Annotated in this window: 16 protein-coding genes; 2 read left to right on the forward strand and 14 right to left on the reverse strand. The window is 41.1% G+C overall.

Going from position 1 to position 19,148, the window contains the following annotated elements; all coding sequences use genetic code 11:
- Nucleotides 1–108: 108 nt before the first annotated feature.
- The 10 genes from LC090_RS21950 to LC090_RS11585 all read right to left on the reverse strand — a co-directional run bounded on the left by LC090_RS21950 (nt 109) and on the right by LC090_RS11585 (nt 8,830).
- The gene (locus tag LC090_RS21950) at nt 109–234 is read right to left on the reverse strand and encodes a hypothetical protein (protein ID WP_255648084.1); all 126 of its coding nucleotides are present in this window, start codon (nt 232–234) and stop codon (nt 109–111) included.
- 60 nt (nt 235–294) lie between these two features.
- Complete coding sequence (locus LC090_RS11545; protein WP_098443541.1) at nt 295–552, reverse strand: IDEAL domain-containing protein; 258 nt, start codon at nt 550–552, stop codon at nt 295–297.
- A gap of 134 nt (nt 553–686) precedes the next feature.
- A complete protein-coding gene (locus LC090_RS11550) occupies nt 687–974 on the reverse strand; it encodes a YokU family protein (protein ID WP_226658189.1) in 288 nt (95 codons plus the stop codon).
- Nucleotides 971–2,374, reverse strand: coding sequence for a lysine 2,3-aminomutase (gene ablA / locus LC090_RS11555; RefSeq protein WP_226658190.1), 1,404 nt, complete (start codon nt 2,372–2,374; stop codon nt 971–973). Before ablA ends, LC090_RS11550 begins: the two co-directional genes overlap by 4 nt.
- 137 nt (nt 2,375–2,511) lie before the next feature.
- Nucleotides 2,512–3,885, reverse strand: a complete 1,374-nt coding sequence (locus tag LC090_RS11560; protein ID WP_226658191.1) for a sigma-54 interaction domain-containing protein — start codon at nt 3,883–3,885, stop codon at nt 2,512–2,514.
- A 42-nt stretch (nt 3,886–3,927) separates the two neighbouring features.
- Nucleotides 3,928–4,782 carry a putative beta-lysine N-acetyltransferase gene (gene ablB, locus LC090_RS11565; RefSeq protein WP_226658192.1) on the reverse strand — a complete coding sequence of 285 codons (855 nt, stop codon included), beginning with the start codon at nt 4,780–4,782 and terminating at the stop codon, nt 3,928–3,930.
- Nucleotides 4,783–4,869: 87 nt separating this feature from the next.
- Nucleotides 4,870–6,120 (reverse strand): peptidase, encoded by a 1,251-nt coding sequence (locus LC090_RS11570; RefSeq protein ID WP_226658193.1) that lies wholly within the window; start codon nt 6,118–6,120, stop codon nt 4,870–4,872.
- Complete coding sequence (locus LC090_RS11575) at nt 6,110–6,778, reverse strand: 3-oxoacid CoA-transferase subunit B (protein ID WP_226658194.1); 669 nt, start codon at nt 6,776–6,778, stop codon at nt 6,110–6,112. Before LC090_RS11575 ends, LC090_RS11570 begins: the two co-directional genes overlap by 11 nt.
- Nucleotides 6,748–7,440 (reverse strand): CoA transferase subunit A, encoded by a 693-nt coding sequence (locus LC090_RS11580; protein WP_226658195.1) that lies wholly within the window; start codon nt 7,438–7,440, stop codon nt 6,748–6,750. Before LC090_RS11580 ends, LC090_RS11575 begins: the two co-directional genes overlap by 31 nt.
- Before the next feature lie 19 nt (nt 7,441–7,459).
- Nucleotides 7,460–8,830: an aspartate aminotransferase family protein gene (locus tag LC090_RS11585; protein ID WP_226658196.1), complete on the reverse strand. Its 1,371-nt coding sequence runs from the start codon at nt 8,828–8,830 to the stop codon at nt 7,460–7,462.
- 135 nt (nt 8,831–8,965) lie between these two features.
- Here LC090_RS11585 and LC090_RS11590 point away from each other — a divergent pair, with 135 nt between their 5' ends.
- Complete coding sequence (locus LC090_RS11590; protein WP_226658197.1) at nt 8,966–10,420, forward strand: PucR family transcriptional regulator; 1,455 nt, start codon at nt 8,966–8,968, stop codon at nt 10,418–10,420.
- 343 nt (nt 10,421–10,763) lie between these two features.
- Nucleotides 10,764–11,927, forward strand: a complete 1,164-nt coding sequence (locus tag LC090_RS11595) for an aminotransferase A (protein WP_226658198.1) — start codon at nt 10,764–10,766, stop codon at nt 11,925–11,927.
- A 37-nt stretch (nt 11,928–11,964) separates the two neighbouring features.
- Here the strand turns inward: LC090_RS11595 and LC090_RS11600 are convergent, their stop codons facing one another.
- From LC090_RS11600 to dat, 4 genes are all read right to left on the reverse strand, one after another.
- Nucleotides 11,965–12,780, reverse strand: a complete 816-nt coding sequence (locus tag LC090_RS11600; RefSeq protein WP_226658199.1) for a sulfurtransferase — start codon at nt 12,778–12,780, stop codon at nt 11,965–11,967.
- 3 nt (nt 12,781–12,783) lie between these two features.
- Nucleotides 12,784–16,395 carry a dynamin family protein gene (locus tag LC090_RS11605; RefSeq protein ID WP_226658200.1) on the reverse strand — a complete coding sequence of 1,204 codons (3,612 nt, stop codon included), beginning with the start codon at nt 16,393–16,395 and terminating at the stop codon, nt 12,784–12,786.
- A 194-nt stretch (nt 16,396–16,589) separates the two neighbouring features.
- Complete coding sequence (locus LC090_RS11610) at nt 16,590–18,071, reverse strand: DEAD/DEAH box helicase (RefSeq protein ID WP_226658201.1); 1,482 nt, start codon at nt 18,069–18,071, stop codon at nt 16,590–16,592.
- A gap of 212 nt (nt 18,072–18,283) precedes the next feature.
- Nucleotides 18,284–19,108, reverse strand: a complete 825-nt coding sequence (gene dat / locus LC090_RS11615; protein ID WP_226658202.1) for a D-amino-acid transaminase — start codon at nt 19,106–19,108, stop codon at nt 18,284–18,286.
- Nucleotides 19,109–19,148: the final 40 nt, after the last annotated feature.

The following is a 19,148-nucleotide window of genomic DNA, read 5'->3' on the forward strand; positions in this document are numbered from 1 at the left end:
CTTTCACTCACTAACCCTGTTTTCTTTTGTAATGGTACCATAGATTATGAAAGAACGTCGTTTCACAAATAGAAAAAGCCTTCAAAATGAATTGAAGGCTCTCTCTTCTTACTCTTGCGGGTTTTTTAGTTTTTCAGCTTCCATCTCTGCATAAGACGGCATTTGTTTCGCTTTGTGCTGCTTCGCGTTATTATTACGTTGTGCATTGGGATTACCTTTTTTCTGTCTGCCCATCGTAACACTCCTTTAGAAAGTACTTCTTTTCTAGTTTGCGTCAGATAGGCCAAATTCTATTCAGTCGAAATGAAGCTCCTGTTTGTAAGAACGGAGAAACGCAACATACTGTCTTGAGGCTTCTTCAAATGCTTTCTCGTCTCGTCGGTCTAGAGCTTGATCAATGGTTTGCTGATAACGTTCTTCTTGGAAAGTAAACACGGCTTCATCAAGGATTAATTGGGCGTACAATTCCAACTCAAACGTTTCCTGTTCTTGTTTCTTTTTCATAGCACGTTGTTTCATATTGTCTTTATACGACTTATGATGATTGTTCATGCTAGCTCTCCCCCCTCTGAAGCTCTTTTTTCTATTATACGAGGGAATCGTCAAAATATCAATATTTTTCAGAATATTCCGATATAACTTTTTTTGTGTGTATTTCTTTCCAATGGAAACCTTTAATTTCACCGCTAAAGCGGGTAGCGGTCAATGTCAAAATAGTTTTTCTTTAGGAGTCTCTCCTGGCTCATTAATTCCTTATAGGAAAAAGAGGGAGGTAATTTCGCCGTATCAATCAGCATGAGCTGCTCCTCTACATCACCTACTAATTCATCCGTTTGATAACACATGCCACAACCACTACACTGAATCGATGGCAAATCACTTATTTCTACAGCTCTCGTTCCGTCCGGTAGTTCCCAGTAACCTTTATCAAGCGTTTCAAATGCGCCCTCTTGCTCGCACCATTTACAGATCATACGCTTTCTTCTCCTTTCTCACTGTACTTCTGCTGCTCTGCATTAAATTTCTTTTCTTTCATTAAATCACGCTTATCTCGCTTATCCTTCAAGGAGCTGTGCGCTGCATCCTGTTCGTATTTCGACCGTCGATCAAAACGCTGAATTCCCTCAGGAACAAGATTGAACCGTTCATCCGTCATAAGAGAGTGGATGCCAATTGCAGGCTTTTTCTCCATTTCATAGACCTGATTAAAATACTGATCAGCTGTTCCTGGCGTGTAATTTTCAGGCTCTGGATAAGAAGTAATGACTCCCTCAAAGTTTCTTAAAATAACTTTATCTGCGCTTTGGGAAATCATGTAATTTGGCTGGAGAGCAATCTTTCCACCTCCACCAGGAGCATCCACTACAAACGTTGGCACGGCATAACCGGATGTATGCCCTCTTAAGCCTTCAATAATTTCTAACCCTTTCGATACAGGGGCACGAAAATGTCCAATTCCTTCAGACAAGTCACATTGATAAATATAGTATGGCCTTACTCGTATTTTAACGAGATCATGCATTAGCTTTTTCATAATTGATACGCTATCATTAATACCCGCCAGAATAACCGCTTGATTTCCGACTGGAACACCTGCATCTGCAAGCATTTCACATGCTTTCTTGGACTCCTCTGTAATTTCGATACTTGTATTAAAGTGAGTATTTAACCAGACGGGATGATACTTTTTAAGAATACTACATAAATTTTCTGTGATTCGCTGCGGAAAAACAACTGGCGCTCTCGTACCAATTCGAATGATTTCCACATGTGGAATCGCTCGTAAATTTTTCAAAACGTACTCAAGGATTTTGTCATTAATTAATAATCCATCACCGCCAGATATGAGGACATCTCTCACTTCAGGTGTGTTTGAAATATACTGAATCGCTTCATCCAACTGTTTCTTAGGAACACCCATGCCGATCTGTCCAGAAAAGCGTCTTCTCGTGCAGTAGCGACAGTACATGGAACATTGGTTTGTGACTAGAAAAAGTACGCGATCAGGATACCGATGCGTTAGCCCTGGTACAGGAGAATCTTCATCTTCATGAAGAGGGTCTTCAAGGTCATACCTGGTTTTATGCATTTCTTGGGAGATGGGTACTGACTGCATGCGTACCGGACATCGAGGATTATCTGGATTCATTAATGAAGCATAATAAGGCGTAATGTTTAAAGGGATCGTTTTCGTCGCAATCTTCACTCCTTCTTCTTCATCCGGTGTTAAATTCACGACCTTCTTTAAATCATCAAGCGTTCGAATGGTATTCGTAAGCTGCCAGATCCAGTCATTCCACTGATCCTCCGTTACATCCTTCCATAGTTCAATGTCTTTCCAATGACGACCTGGTTTATAAAGTTGCATTTGCATGACACATTCCCCCTTCATGTAATCTACTTCTATACTATGCAAGTTGCGTGCCAGCTCCATTATTTCTTTCTAGAAAGCTATGTAGAGTGCTTTGAATGAGTAATTACCCGTCCAAATAAAAACGTCAGAAGTGCTCATTATTCGGCACTCTGACGTTTAAGTTTCGAAAGTTTATATTGAAGCGTTTGTCTTGGAATGCCGAGCTGTTCTGCAGCTTTTTTAACATTGCCACCACAGTTTTTAATCGCATGCTGAATATAATCTGACTCCGTCTTACGTAAAATTTCTGGTAACGATTTCCCAACTTCTCGAATTGGCTCGGGTACTAACATTGGAAAGTCCCTTTCGTGCAGTACACTTCCTTCTGCAAAATTCATCGCTGATTGAATCACATGCTCAAGCTCTCGCACATTTCCCTGCCAGCTTCTTTGAAGCAAAAGCAATTCCGCGTTTTTATCGATGGTTGTTATCTGTTTATTAAATTTCACATTATATTTTTTAATAAAATGATTCATTAATTCTGGTATGTCTCCACTTCGCTCACGAAGAGGTGGTATTCTCAGATAAATGACATTTAAACGATAATATAAATCGACTCGTAATCGTTTATCTTCTAGCGCTAATTCTGGCTCCTCATTCATTGCTGCGATGATTCGAACATCTACTTTTCTCGTTTTTCCTGCACCAACCCTTCGTATGACGCCGTCTTCTAATACCCGCAATAGCTTTGCCTGAACATCGATTGGCATTGAATTAATTTCATCAAGAAAGAGCGTTCCTCCATTTGCAAGTTCAAATAAACCTTCTCTTTCCTCAGCACCCGTAAAACTCCCTTTTGCCGTTCCAAATAGAATAGACTCAAGAATCGAGGCTGGTAAGGCTGCACAGTTTTGAGCAACAAATGGCCCTCCGCGTTTCGATGCATTGTGAATAGACTGGACGAGAAGCTCTTTTCCGGTTCCCGTCTCACCGTAAACGAGAACTGGGGAATGGAGAGTGGCAGCTTTCATTGCTCGCTCCTTTACCTGCATAAACGATGGATCGTTCGTTAAGATGTGATCAAACGTATAACTCGTCCCATCGTCAAATTCTTTCGCCGTTTTCTTATTCATTTTGGATTGTAGTTCCATCACCTTATCAGATAGGGTTTTAATACGGGAAATGTCTCGCGCAATTTCAACTGCACCTTCTAGATGTCCCTTGACGACAATCGGCAACGTAGTATTAATTGTGGAGATTAATTTTCCCTTCACATTACGATACGTTTGGTCTTTATTAAAGATCGCTTTCTTCGTCGTTAGAACATGTGATAATGTACTTGTTTCTTTCGATAGAGAGGGGAAGACCTCTAAATAATGTTTTCCTATAACATCTTCTACTAATAACCCATCATGCTTCGCGGCTATATCATTGTAGTAAACCGTCATGCCCTGGTTATCAACTACATGAATGCCCTCATCAATACTTTCTAAAATAGCTTCAAACATACGTTCAGTTAACGTATTTCTCATAGACGTCCTCCTCCATGCCGGAAATTCGTCTTTCAATGCCCATTATTCAGCACTCTTAATAAGCGGCTTACTCCATAGATTCATATTTTCCCAGTCCTTAAAAATTCGCACATTATTTACGAGCCTTCCACCGTATTTATAACCCAGCTGCTGTAACACTGCGTTCATTCCAAAAGAACGGCTTCTTGCAATCGAATAGGCGTAGTAAATTTTCTCTCTTAATAGTTCTTGTTCTAACGCCATAATTAAGTGACGCATCGTCCCCCCCTTTCTGTGTTCTAAGAGCGTTGCGCAATCTGTCATTTCCGCGTTTTTATACGTACGGTTCACCTCTGCTGAAGCAGCACTAACGATGCGATCTTTGTCTTCAATTAGAAAGAAAATCGTATCATTTTTCATCACTTTCTTAATATAGTGTGGGTTGTCCATTGGGGTTGGATAAACATCAAACACATTTTGATAGAGAACAGCGAGCGCTTCTGCATCTGCTTCAGTTCCTTTTCTCATAAGCGGTTTTTTCGTTAAGGAAGAAGCTTGCTTGCTTCGAACAGCGGCTAGTAACTGATCCTCTTCTAGCCATGAGAGGCTATTTCGACGCCAGTCAGCGTTATATAATGTCATAAGATAGGCGTCGCTCCCTGAATAATAGGCTTCAATGATGCCTTCAACGGTATAGCCCATCGAAAGAAAGTATGAGACGTGTTCACGCTTTACTTTCAAGATGCATTTTGTAAACTCTTTTGTAAATATAGTCTGAATGCGCGACATAATCGAACGCAGATTACCATCATAATGCTCAACACGAATACGCTCATTAAAGCGATCAAACGTACATGTAAATGTATAATCTACTTCATGATAAGCTTTTTCCACTGCTTCTACTTGTTTATCGTTCATATACAGCCCATCCCTCCACTTCCTAATCAGTAGTTCTGCTTTCTAAGAAGGAACTCCTTTTAAAAAGAAAAAAGAGCGAATATGCTCTTATTCGTTGGATCCACACCACTCCATTAAGATATGAACATACATTTCTGCCGCAAGCATCATTTGTTTAATTTCAATGTATTCATTCGGGAAATGCGCGACAGCCGTTTCACCAGGACCGAATACGATGGATGGCGTCTGTCCTACTTCTTGCAATAAGCCACCGTCCGTCCCCCAGGGCGATGCTTCCACGACCACGTTTTCACCTGTTATTTCTTCATATTTACGACTAATGATCGACACAAGTGGATGATCTTCAGCAACTTCACCAGGAAGCCACCTCGCTCCAAACCATTCAATCTGAACTGGATGTTGAGCTAACCAGGCATCTTCTACATTGTTTATCACCTGCATCATTTCCTCTTTCGCATGTTCGAGCTCTTCCCCTGGGATGACTCCCATCCTTCCTTCAATCACAACCTGATCTGGGACAGATGAGGGCCAGTCACCTCCGGAAATCTTTCCTACATTAATCGGAACGGGAATTGGAATAGTTTGATAAAGTGGATCAGTAATGGCTTCGTTGCGTTTTTTTTCTAGGTTTTGGATGGCTGTTAGAACCAACATCGTTTTCTCTAGAGCTGATACCCCTTCATATCGTGTCCCGCCGTGTGCTCCTCTGCCTGTAACTGTTAATCGAAACCACATTGACCCCTGCTGTTTTGGGAATATTTTCATTTTGGTCGGCTCCGGAATAAGCGCTGCATCCGCTCTATACCCACGATTAATCGCCGCAAGTGTACCCGTTCCACCACTTTCTTCTTCGATCACGCTTTCAAAAATCACATCCCCTTTTAACGTTATTCCTAATTCTTTCATACACCGTAAGGCGAGCAGCATAGAGGTATTGCCACCTTTCATATCCGTTGCACCTCTGCCGAAAAGACGTCCGTCCTTTATCACACCACTATAGGGATCGTCTATCCAATCACTTCTATTTCCAGGCGGCACAACGTCAATGTGACCATTTAATATTAGCGACCGTCCGCCACCACTTCCATGCCAAACACCAACGATATTTGGACTTTGGGAGAAATCGGTACGATTCGCACAGAATGCGTCATGATCAATCGTCTCAGCCCCAGGAATAAATCGATCGACTACCATCTCTAATTGATGAAGCTCTTCTTCCACAAGACGTTGTACTTCTGCCTCATTTCCCTGAACACTGTCACACTGGACAAATCGTTGAAGCATCTCAATACCTCTTTCTTGATTTTGATCCATCCAGCTTTTGATTTTATTCTTCAATCGTCTGCCTCCTCACATGATCAACATTAATTTTAGCTTCAGTTGTGTTTAACACGTCATCAATGGAATAACCAGGCATGACTTCCAAAAGAAACAGTTCACCACGATCCACCTTCATGACTGCTCGCTCAGTTATGATCATATGAGCTCCTTCTTTCACTGTTAAAGGCAAGGAACATTCTTGTAAAATTTTAGGATGACCCTCCTTGGTCGTATGGCTCATTAAAACAATCACCTTCTTGGCTTTTTGAGCAAGGTCAATCGCTCCACCCATACCAGGGACCCTCTTTCCTGGAACAATCCAATTGGCTATGTCACCTTTTCCACTAACTTCAAGGGCACCGAGAATCGTTAAATCAAGGTATCCCCTTCTTACCATCCCAAAAGCTTCTGCGCTATCAAAAAAAGAAGCACCAGGTTGAATGGTGACGGGGTACCCGCCGGCGTTCGAAAGGTTTCCGTCCTCACGACCCGGTTCTGGGCTACCTCCCATGCCAAGTATCCCATTTTCCGTATGAAGCACAACGTCCAGGGAAGCTGGAATATAGTCTGCTACTAACGTTGGGATACCGATCCCAAGGTTCACCATCATGCCATAGGTTACTTCTTGTGCAGCTCTTTCTGCGATCAACCTTCTCGTTTCAGCTCCCATACCCATTTCCAATCAACCCCTTTGCTTTTGATCACATGATCGACGAAAACGCCCTGCGTTACAATTTGTTCAGGATTTAGTTCGCCGATATGGACGATTTCAGCCGCTTCTGCTATTGTGATATCCCCTGCCTGTGCCACAAGGGGATTGGTATTCCGTGCACTTTGATCATAAAGCAAGTTTCCAAATAAATCGGCTTGTTTACAAGCTACAATCGAGAGATCTGCTGTTAAGGCAGGTTCAATCATATATTCCTTACCATGAACAAACGTTTTTTCTTTTCCCTTCTCCACCGATGTCCCAAGTCCTACATCAACTAAAATCCCACCAAGCCCCATTCCCCCCGCACGAATTTTCTCTGCAAGGGTTCCCTGAGGATAAAAGTGAACATTAAGCTCTCCCTGATGCATTTGCTTGCCCGCTTCCGGATTGGATCCGATATGAGAAGCGATAAGCGTTGAAACTCGTTTTTCCGTTACAAGTTTGCCTGGACCAATCCACGGAAATCCAGCATCGTTACAAATTAATGTAATGTTTTTAATACCAGAATCGAGTATCCAATCAATAAGCGATGGAGGTGAACCTACTCCTCCAAATCCACCGCACATAATGGTCATGTTATCTTTCAAGATATTTAGCTCAGACAAGGTGCATGTCTTGCTTCGCATCGTGCTCTCCCTCCCATCATCAGCTGATCGAGCGCCTTACGTAGAGTCCTTCTGCTTCAAGCTCCTTCTCCAGTTCTCTTAGTGCTAGGTTCAATTTAGATAAAATAAGGTGAACTTCACTTTCTTGAATAACAAGCGGAGGAGCCACAATAACAGCATCACCCGCCATCCCATTTAACCCACCAGCAGCTGTATACACTAAAAGGCCAGCTTCATAACACTTTCGAATAAAACGATTGGTTACTTCATGTTGAAGTGTAAACGGTTCTTTTGTAATGTGATTTTGAACAAATTCAATTCCAGTTAGTAACCCCAGTCCTCTTACATCACCGATTATGGGAAATTGTGCTTGTAACTCTTTTAACCCTTTCATTAGAACAGCACCACTTCTTTCCGCATTATGAACAACATCTTTCTTTTCGATATAGTCAAGAACAGCGAGACAAATAGCTGAAGATAATGGATTGGCGCTAAACGTATGACCACTCAATACCACCTTCGATCCCCGTTCAATTTCTTGAATAATGCGATCAGAAACTAGCGTTGCTGCCATCGGAGTGTAACCGGCACTCATTCCTTTTCCAAGTGCCAAAATATCCGGAGTGATTCCCCAATGCTCCATTGCATACATTTTGCCCGTTCGCCCTACGCCTGTCATGACTTCGTCCGCAATAAACAATATGTCATAGCGATCGCATATGGCTTTCATTTCTTTAAAATAATGTTCAGGCGGGACCACAGCACCTCCTGATGCACCAATCACAGGCTCGCAAACAAAGGCTGCGATCGTTTCAGCACCTAACCGGTGAATCGTTTGCTCAAATTCAAGGGCATACTGCTTTGAGCAATTCGGACAATGTTCTTGGAAGGAGCACCGATAACAATAAGGAGGCGATAGGGCTGGATAGTGTTCAAGTAACGTACTAAAACGGCTTCTACGAATGACGTGTCCTGACATCGATAGCGCTCCCATTGTGATTCCGTGGTAACTCATCCACCTTGATATGATTCTGTTCTTCGTCGGACGACCTCGTTCCTGCCAATACTGCACAGCGATCTTTAGTGCTGTTTCCATTGCTTCAGAACCGCTGTTCACAAAAAACACCCAATCAAGGTCACCAGGTGCAGACTGACAAAGGCGTTCTGCCAGCTGTTCAGCTGAAGAGCTTGTAAACTGGGAACGATACACAAACGACACCTGCTCTGCCTGCGCCACCATCGCTTCCTTAATCTCCGACACCCCATGTCCAATGTTCGCTGTAACAGCACCTGAGCATCCATCAATAAAGGGTTGACCATGTTCATCGTATAAGTAAATTCCTTTTCCATGAGAAATAACCGCATAATCCATTCCAAGTAAAGGTTTAATCAAGTGGGTTCTTCTTGTCATTATGAATTCGTCACCTCACTTTTTTTGTCTATATCACTAGCCTATGTTAGAAAGTGTATAAATTCTATTCCACACCATCTACAAAAAATTCTGACTTTATTGTACGATTTGGATAAGAGGATTGGGGGATCATCTATGGGACTATCTGTTCGAGAAGCGCTACAATTATCCGAAATGAGTGAAATCAAACTGATTGCAGGAAAACAAGGCATCGATCGTGATATTAAATGGTTAACGATCGTAGAAGTAATGGAAGACGTGACTCGCCTTCATGAGGGCGAATTTTTAATCACAACAGCATATGGATGGCAGGAAAAATCTGAATCTTATACAAGACTGATTCAGGCTCTTTCAAACCGTCAGCTTTCTGCTGTAGCTATACACACCGGCTTTTACCTTGACGTGGTACCTCTAGCGATGATTGAAGCGGCAAATCGAACAGGTTTGCCACTGCTGGAAATTCCAAGAACGATGAATTTTTCAACGGTTACAAGAAGCATTCTTGAACAGCTTGTTAATAAACAGCTCAGTATGCTCACACAAGCTCAGCGTATTCAAGATGAGTTAACTGCGCTCGTTATAAAAAATACGGGCTTCTCATCTTTAACTGATGCCCTCTCAAAACTACTTAATTGCAACGTTTCTATTTATCAATCGAACGGGGATCTTTTAGCAGGGTCTTATGTAACAAACCGTCATTTTTCCTTTGAGCATGCTTATCCGATTGTGACAGAAGGTAAAACCATTGGCACGATTTTTATTCAAAAACAAACTCCGCTCACTTCACTAGATCAGCTTTCTCTTAAACAAGCAGCAAATATTTTTGCTATCGAATTTTTAAAGTTACGGATTATAGAAGATACTCGGGCTCAAATCGAAGCAGATTTTCTCGATGTCCTCTTCTCCCACTCATATGAAGATGAGAAATACATTTTAAAGAAAAGTAAAGAAATGGGCTATGATTTCACTGGTCTTAATAGCGTAGCTGTTCTCTCATCGTCTAATCTGTCTGAGCTTGAACAGCAGTGTCATGAAACCTTGATTTCAACTCGAACAAAAGGCTTAATAAAAAGAAAAATAGACCACGTCGTCGTTCTTTTAGCTGATCACTTTGAAGTATTTCTAACTGAGCACCAATCCTCTTTTTCTACGATGGGCGTAAGCACGGCTACAGGAATTCAAGAACTTGAAACAGCGCTAAAAGAAGCGTTGATCGCTCACCAGTTTGCCAGGTATCGAAAAGCATCCTGCATCCCTTTTGAATCATTAGGAGCTTATCAGGTTTTCATCCGCTTAAAGGAAAACGGTGAAGATCTCACAACTTATTACCAATCTCTTTTATCACCGATTGTCGCGTATGATCAGAAACATCAATCTCAGCTAATGAGAACGCTGGAAGCTTTTTTGGAAAACAACCTTGTTATTAATCGAACAGCAGATAAACTTTTCATTCACAGGCACACGTTAAATTATCGGATTAAGCAATTAGAAAAACTAACCGGAATTGATATCTATTCTTACGATCAGCGCATCCATGTTCAATTCGCTTTACTGGCTTATTTGACTGACTGTATCTTATCATCCAATTGAAAAACCCAGATTCCAAGTTAATGGAATCTGGGTTTTTCTGTTTCTCTCAATTGATTAACATCATAAATTATCTGAATATTGGTTATCCACAGATTTTTGTGGGTAACCAATACCCCACCCTTATACCCCCTTGTTAAACAAAAATACCGGGAGTGGGTATACGTTTCCTTCTGTTGATAAGTGCCAGAAAACCAATGATACCAAAGCTTATTCGAGTTATCAACACCTTGAATTCCGCCTCATTTCGGAACTTATCCGCAATACGACTTCATTTCGACGATAGTTTAAAAATTATGCTACAATGATGTTTATGAGAAGTTGAGACGGAAAGGAAGAAAGCCCTATGGAACATTTAATAAACCCACGAGTAAACGCTATTGAAATTTCAGGTATCCGTACTTTTTTTAATATGGTGGCAGATTATGAAAATATGATTTCTTTAACAATTGGACAACCCGATTTTGAAACGCCCAGCCACATTAAGGATGCCTCTCACACGGCAATCGATCAGAATAAAACGACGTATACGCATAATGCCGGCATACTTGAACTTCGTAAGGCAGCCGCTCATTTTCTACAAACAAAATACAGTCTTACCTATAAAGCTGATACCGAGGTAATCACAACTTCTGGGGCGAGCCAGGCGATTGACGTAACACTTCGCACGATCCTAACAGAAGGTGACGAGGTCATTCTCCCTGGTCCTGTTTATCCCGGTTACGAACCGATCATTACACTATGTGGTGCTATTCCAGTTCATGTTGATACGACGGAAAACGGATTTAAATTATTACGGTCTTCGGTTGAAAGAGCACTAACAGAAAGAACAAAGTGCATTATCCTTCCGTCCCCATCTAATCCAACAGGTGTGGCCATGTCTTCTGCAGAACTTGCCGATCTTGCTGATTTATTGAAAGATAAAAATATCTTTGTTTTATCTGACGAAATTTATTCAGAACTGACTTTCTCAGGAGAACATGCTTCCATCGCTCAGTTTGCAAATATGCGAGAAAAAACGATCGTTATTAATGGACTATCTAAATCCCACGCGATGACAGGATGGCGAATTGGATTTTTATTTGCACCAGAAGTGATCGCTAAACACATATTGAAAGTTCACCAATATAATGTTTCCTGCGCTTCTTCTATTTCTCAATATGCCGCTCTCGAAGCATTAGAAAATGGACTTGATGATCCGATTGAGATGAGAACGGCTTACTCAACAAGAATGAATTATGTATTTGACCGATTAGTCGGAATGGGCCTATCGCCAATTAAACCTGACGGTGCCTTTTATATACTTCCTTCTATTAAAAAATTCGGCTTCACTTCTTTTGACTTCGCCATGAAACTCGCTAAGGAAGGAAATGTAGCTGTTGTACCGGGGAGCGCTTTCTCGAAACACGGAGAAGGATACGTTAGAATATCCTTTGCTTATTCAATCGATGTGTTACAAGAGGGTATGGATCGACTAGAGCGTTTCCTTATCACACTTGAAAACAGCTAACGCACAAAAAAAGCCAGCCCGTTGGGCTGGCTTTCATTTAAGCAGGATCGACCGGATTGTCTTTATAAGATACCCAATCACTATAGCTACCTGGGTAAAGCTTCGCATGAATGCCAGCTTCCTGAAAAGCTAGCAAATTCACACAAGCCGTCACGCCAGAACCACAGTACACAATTGGCTCCTCACCGTGCTCGTTCTCCCCTACTCTCTTATCAGCGCCTTTCCATTTTTGATTTTCGTTGAAGTTATCTTTCCAGAAATAATTGATCGCTCCAGGGATATGCCCAGCTTTTGAATCCATTGGCTCTTGTTCTCCACTAAAGCGTTCTGGTGCACGTGAATCTATGATGGTTCGCCCTTCTTTCTGTGCGAGCTTCACATCACTCATGGAAACAATCATTGATTTATCAAGACTAATGGGGTATTCCGAACGACTCACATTTGGAACCCTGGTTTCGAGTTTATGCCCCTCCCCTCTCCAGGATCTTAGCCCTCCATCAAGTACAGCACGTTCTTTATGACCGGCAAAACCAAGTAAGAACCATAACCTTGCTGCCATGGCCCCATATTCATGATCATAGACAATTACTTTGGAATCATGCTGTATCCCTAATCTCTCAACTAGTTCTTGAAGCTGCTCTTGATCTGGTAATGGATGTCTACCTCCGTGTTCCCCGACTTCTCCTGATAGATCCTTTTCCAAATCCGCATAAAGGGCACCGGGAATATGTCCTTCTAAATAAGCAGAATAGCCACTTTCAGGCTGTCCTAGTTCAAACTGACAATCGACAATCACAAGGTGTTCATCGTGTAAATGATGTGCAAGCCATTCAACGGAAACAAGATTTTTCATCGTTTATTCCCCCAATAAGTTCATTTGAATTTTTGCTACATTTCCTTGTTTAGTTTTCAAGAAAGCTTTAGATAGCTCACTATTTAACATCATTTTTCTATTTTCAATGTATACCTTTATTTCTTTCTGAATCTCGCGCTTCATGTCATTTAGGTTTTCTTCATAAAAATTCGTCGCTACAGACTCAATCACCTGTTTCTCCGCAGTTAAATAATCATTCACTGGCTGTTGAAATTCCTTTTTTAACACATCATGTAAGTCTTCTCTTCCATTTTGTTCAAAAAATTGCTTTGGAGACTTGAATGAACTGCGCGCGAGCTTTTGAATGGTTTCGCTACTAATCCAACTTGATAGTGAAGCAGTAAATGCAGGTGTTGCCATCTCCTTTGTATCGTTTATGGAATAGCGAAAATCTGATAAGTGGTTCCGAATTGTAAGTTGCATTTCTTTCTCGTTTTTTTGAAGCTCTCGGTTTATAAATCGATCGATCCGAAGAGAAGCTGCCCTTAATTCTTGAAGCAGATCTTGAGTAATATCTTCAAGCAGAGACCTTGACGCATGATGAAGTCCTTCCCGATTTTGAATAATGGAAGGGTTAAATGCTTCCTTAAAGAAATCATTAAAGCGATAAAATAGACGTTGTGGCATGTAATGGACGAGCTCCGTTAGCTCCTGTTCAATTTGTTTCACAGAAGTTGCTATGTCGTAACGCTCCACTCCCTCGGTTGCTTTATCACTTTCATGGTGCAAACGGTCCAGCTGTGCTTCTTTTTCATTAGCATTCAATTCAAAATTCTCAATCCAGCCATCAATCTCTTCTCTTACCCGATTTATTTCACTAATGCTTGTTTCCACTGCCATTTTTGATAAATCTGCTCGGATAAATTGGTAAAATCGTTCTTCAAACGATGCAAGACCACCTTTGTTTTTCAGTTTTTCAGGTAATCTCGAAAGAAATTCATTCTCTTTTTCACTTAAGCCATGTGAGGCAAGCATCCCTGCAAGGCTTGATACCGGATAAAGAGCTGGATATCGAATCCCATACTGTTGGAGCTGTTTTTTCACATGATCAAGCACAGTGAGGAGCTCATCATCATTTTCAGCCAAATCAGAAGCATTTAACAGAAAGAACATCTTATCCATCTCAAACACATCTTTCACACGGCCTAGCTGAATTAAAAATTCACGATCTGCTTTAGAAAAGGCATGGTTGTAATAAGTCACATATAGAATAGCGTCAGCTGCTTTCATATATTGAAAAGCAACACCCGTATGCCTCGCATTGATCGAATCCGCTCCAGGTGTGTCCACAAGCGTAATACCTTCTTGTGTAAGGGCACAATCATAATACAATGAAATGGATGAGATAAACGCCGCTTTTGCTTCGTTTACGACCATATCCTCGTATTCTTCCAACGTCACTTCTCGTTTCATTCCAAGATACGAAAGTTCGCCTTCTCCTTTTAAAACTGCACGAAGAAATAGCGCATGAGGCTTTGTCTCAGCTGACTCCCGCTTAAACAGTTTACCGGCTGAAATAATATGCATACAGTCTCGAAGTGAAAAAGCCTGTTCTCCAAAAAAAGAAAGCGAATGATTTAAGTCTTCAAGAAGCTCTTCCTCCGTTTTATAGTGAATCATCGCTGTTTTATGGGCATGCTCTTCTGTAACAGGACAAATTCGATTAAGCGTTGCCGTCGTTGGATTTGGAGAAGAAGGCAAGATTTTCTCACCGATTAGAGCGTTGGCAAAAGACGATTTCCCTGCACTAAATGCGCCAAATAACGCAACCGTGTAGGATTTTTCCGTTAACTTTCTCGCTTTCTTAATGAGATTTTGCTTCGTATGCAGGAAGCCCGGCAAATCAGTAAGTTCTGTCGCCAGATTTTGAAGCGCATGAACCGTCGTTTCAGAAGTAGGAAGTTCATCATCCTTCTTTTCCACTGCTACTTCTTCCAAAGAGCTGTTATCACTTTTACCTTCTGAATTGGTTTCTTTTACAGATTCCACAATGATGATTTCTTCTAACTCTTCATCTTTCCGGACACTCTTCTGAACTGCACTGGCCTCTTCATCACGGTCTCCTCGAAGAATCGACATGAGTTCAGTTGTTTTCTCGCTGATGGTTTCCATCTCGGCTAAGAGCATTTCTGATTCCTTTTCCCCAACGTGCTCTTTAAAAGAAGTTTGAAGCTCAATAGCGATTTGCTTATGCTCTCGATCCACTTGCTCAATCAGCAAATTTTTTCGTTTTTCTGCTTGCTGTTTTATTTGAGTTTTCATGCTATGAGCGATATTTTCAGTGTAATGAAGAACCGCTTCACCCGTTGCACCGTTTCCTTTTTTTGCTTCTTCTTGGATAACACTAAAATCGATAAGAAATGGTTCATCTAGAACAGGCGGCTCAACTTTTGTTAACGCTGCCGTCGAAATTAGCTGTTTCAGTAGCTCCTGGTAATGCCATTCGAGCTGAGACTTTACTTGTTCCTCTAACCCCGATACAAATGACTCATAACGGTTCAAACGTTCCTGTTGCGTTTTTTTCTCACGAAAAACCAGTCCTACTTTAAAACCAGGCTGCAATGATTCAAGATAGTCACGCCCAGCTTCCCTTACTTCATAAGGCATTAAAATAGCACTCTTTTGAATCGAAGAACCTTCAGATTGAAACTCCTCTTCAATAAGCTTAATACGCTCCTTTGAGAAAGAAAGTTTCTTCTCCATCTCCTCATAAGCCTGCATGACTTCACGATCTTCCACAACTGTATCCATATTGTTAATCAATTCAATTGCAGCATTGGACACCCGTACTATTTTATCCTCTGCTGTTTTCTTAGAAAGACCTTCAATATAACTTTTCAATTGGTGAAATTGGTTGTGAGGATGATTATGATCACGTAGGGAAATAAAGAAAAAGGATTCCAATGACATTCCCCACGTTTCAAATGACTGCACCACTGACTTCTTAAAAGCGTTGAATGAGATTTCATCTTCGTTATGTTTGTCAATTTGATTCACAATTAAAATGATCTTCTTATTTTGACGGTATAACTCTCGAATAAACTGATAGTTGACTTCTGATTGAACATGATTATAATCCATCACATAGAAAACAACGTCCGCTAAATACATCGATGATTCAGTTGATAACCGATGTGCTTCGTCAGTTGAATCAATCCCAGGTGTATCAATGAAAATAACGTCTTCTTCAATTGGAGACGGCGCAGATAATTCGACGCGTTCAACTTCTTCTCCATTTAAACAATAGCTTTTTACTTGATCGATATCATAAGGCGCTTTAAAAACCATCTTTTTTCCATTTATAAAATAAACGGCAGCACCCGATTCTCCAGACCGGATCCGCACCGTATTGGCACTTGCTGGAATGGGACTTGAGGGCAGTAAATTTGTATCAAATAACGCATTAATTAATGAAGACTTTCCTGCAGAAAAGTGACCTGAAAAAAGAAAGTGCTGTTCACCGCTCTTCAATTTATCAATCAATTGATTGATTTTCGATGCTTCTGATTGTTCTAGCTTTGTTTCGATGAGGGCAAGACGTTCAAGCAGGGCGTCTTCTTTTATTTTTGTCTTTGACTGGTGATTATGCTTCATAGTATCCCGCTGCCTTTCCGTAAATAGTGTCTCTCTAAGAATAACGCTTTCAATGACATTTTCCCAGTATTGTCTAAAAATAATCTCTTATAATAGTCAATGACAGCGCAGAAGGATATGATTGGATTTTTCTAATCCTTGAAACGATCAAAAAAATAAAAAAAGCCGGGATTTCTCCCGACTTTTAACGTGTCTTATTTGTTTCCTTTGTCATTGAACTTACGACGCTTGTTCGCGCCTCCGCTGTTACGGTCTCCGCGATATCCGCCACCGCTGCCACCTTTGCGACCGCGATCATTGTTACGGTTACGGTTGCGGTTGCCACCGCCTCCGCCACGATTATGAGCTTTCTTCGCACGAAGTGGTGCGATCTCAGTAATCTTAACTGGAGTTGTATCCGGTTCTTTTGTAAGCAACTTAAGTGCTGCAGAAAGAAGCGTTACAGAATCATGATCGTCAAGAAGCTGTTCAGCAGATGAGCGGTATCCTGAATGATCCTGTTCTTCAATTGTGCTTTGTAGCTGTTGAATCGCCATTTGTTGCTGGCCTTCCATTGCTTCAGCAAAGCTTGGGATCGTACGTTTTTGCATAGACTTCTTCGTAATTTTCTCAATCACTTTAAGGTGATCGTACTCACGTGGAGTAATGAATGTTGAAGCAAGACCTGACTTACCTGCACGGCCAGTACGACCGATTCTGTGAACGTAGCTTTCAGGATCCTGAGGAATGTCAAAGTTATAAACGTGTGTCACACCACTAATGTCAAGACCACGTGCAGCAACGTCTGTTGCTACCATGATATCAATTGTGCTGTCTTTAAATTGTTTAATAACTTGGTCACGTTTCCCTTGTGGAAGGTCACCGTGAATCCCTTCAGCCATATAGCCGCGTTTCTTAAGTCCTTCAGATACTTCATCAACGCGTTTCTTTGTTCTTGCAAATACAATCGCAAGCTCAGGAGACTGAGTATCAAGAAGGCGACAAAGAATATCGAATTTCTTAGAATCACGAACTTCATAGTAATGCTGTTCGATTGATGGAACAGTCATTTCTTTTGATTTCGTTCTAACTGTTTCAGGGTTGCTCATGAATTTCTCTGCAAGGATTGCGATACGTTTTGGCATCGTCGCTGAGAATAGAAGCGTTTGACGCTTTTCTGGAACACCTTTAAGGATTTTTTCGATATCTTCAATGAAGCCCATGTTAAGCATTTCGTCTGCTTCATCTAGAACAACAAATGAAACTTCTGAAAGACGAATCGTTTTACGTTCCATATGATCAATAAGACGGCCTGGCGTCGCTACAACGAGCTGAGGTCTCTTTTTAAGTGCTTTGATTTGGTGAACGATGCTTTGGCCACCGTATATAGGAAGGGCACGCACTCCTTTCGCTTGACCAATGCGGTTCAATTCTTCTGCAACCTGTACAGCAAGCTCACGTGTTGGCGCAAGAATAATTCCCTGTACATGAGAGAGAGAAGTGTCGATCTTTTCAATCATTGGGATACCAAATGCAGCTGTTTTACCAGTACCAGTTTGAGCCTGACCGATAACGTCGTTGCCTTCAAGCGCTAGAGGAATTGTTCCTGCTTGAATTGGTGTTGTTTCTTCGAATCCCATTTGATTAACTGCTTCTAGCAGCGTATTACTTAAACCTAGATCTTGAAATTTTTTCAACTTTTAAAAACTCCTTTTTACTTTTAAATGCATTAAATGCTATAGACGGGAGAAAAATCTCCTGATAATGTTCAAAAAAAGCATTTTCCTAATGTTGGAAAACGCTCGGAACAAGCAACTCTTCATTCACATATAGCCAAAGATAACAGTAACACTATTATGTGCAAAATTCAACTACACAAACTAAAAAGATTTTCGTATGAATCACTCTGCTAAGATAAACGACCAGTAAATTCTGCGTGAATGGAAGCGGTTAGTTCCCCTTCTTTTCCATCTGCAATTCGTACACCATCTACCTCAACAATCGGTCTTACTTCTTGAGTCGTACTGGAAATAAATACTTCATCACTCTCGAGAAGGTCTTGCTTTGTAAACGCTTCTTCCTTTACTTTTATCCCCAAATCATTCGCAATTGAAAGCACAACTCTCCTTGTAATTCCATCAAGAATAAGATGGTTAGCAGGGTGTGTATAAAGCGTCTTGTTTTTTACAATAAATACGTTCGTTGAGCTTCCTTCCGTTATCCATTCTCCTCGATGAAAAATCGCTTCATCTACATTTTGTTCATTTGCAAACTGTTTTGCCAGAACATTTCCGAGTAGATTCAAGCTTTTAATATCACACCTTAGCCAACGAATATCTTCTGTGAAAACAGCTCGTCCTGGTGCCCTTGAAGGCTCTGTTTCATATTCTTTTGTATAGGCTACAAAGACTGGATCTGCCTGTGCTGGGAACGGGTGATTTCTTGGAGCAACCCCTCTCGTCACCTGCATGTAGACATGTCCACTCTGGACGGGATCTTGCTCGATGAGCTTCTCTAAATTGGCTTTAAGTTCTTCCTGATTAAATGGTAAAGCGATTTTTATTTCGCCTGCGCTTCTTTCCAAACGATCGAGGTGAGCTTCCAATTCAAAGAAAACACCATTATAAATACGTATAACTTCATAGACACCGTCACCAAATTGGTAGCCTCGATCTTCAATATCTATTGTTGCCTCATCTCTACTCAATAAATCATGATTAAATAAAATCAACATGTTCACTCCCTAAACCAATATTTTCCCTCTTCACAATAAC

The sequence above is a fragment of the Guptibacillus hwajinpoensis genome (assembly GCF_020524165.1).
Lineage (GTDB): Bacteria > Bacillota > Bacilli > Bacillales > Guptibacillaceae > Guptibacillus > Guptibacillus hwajinpoensis_D.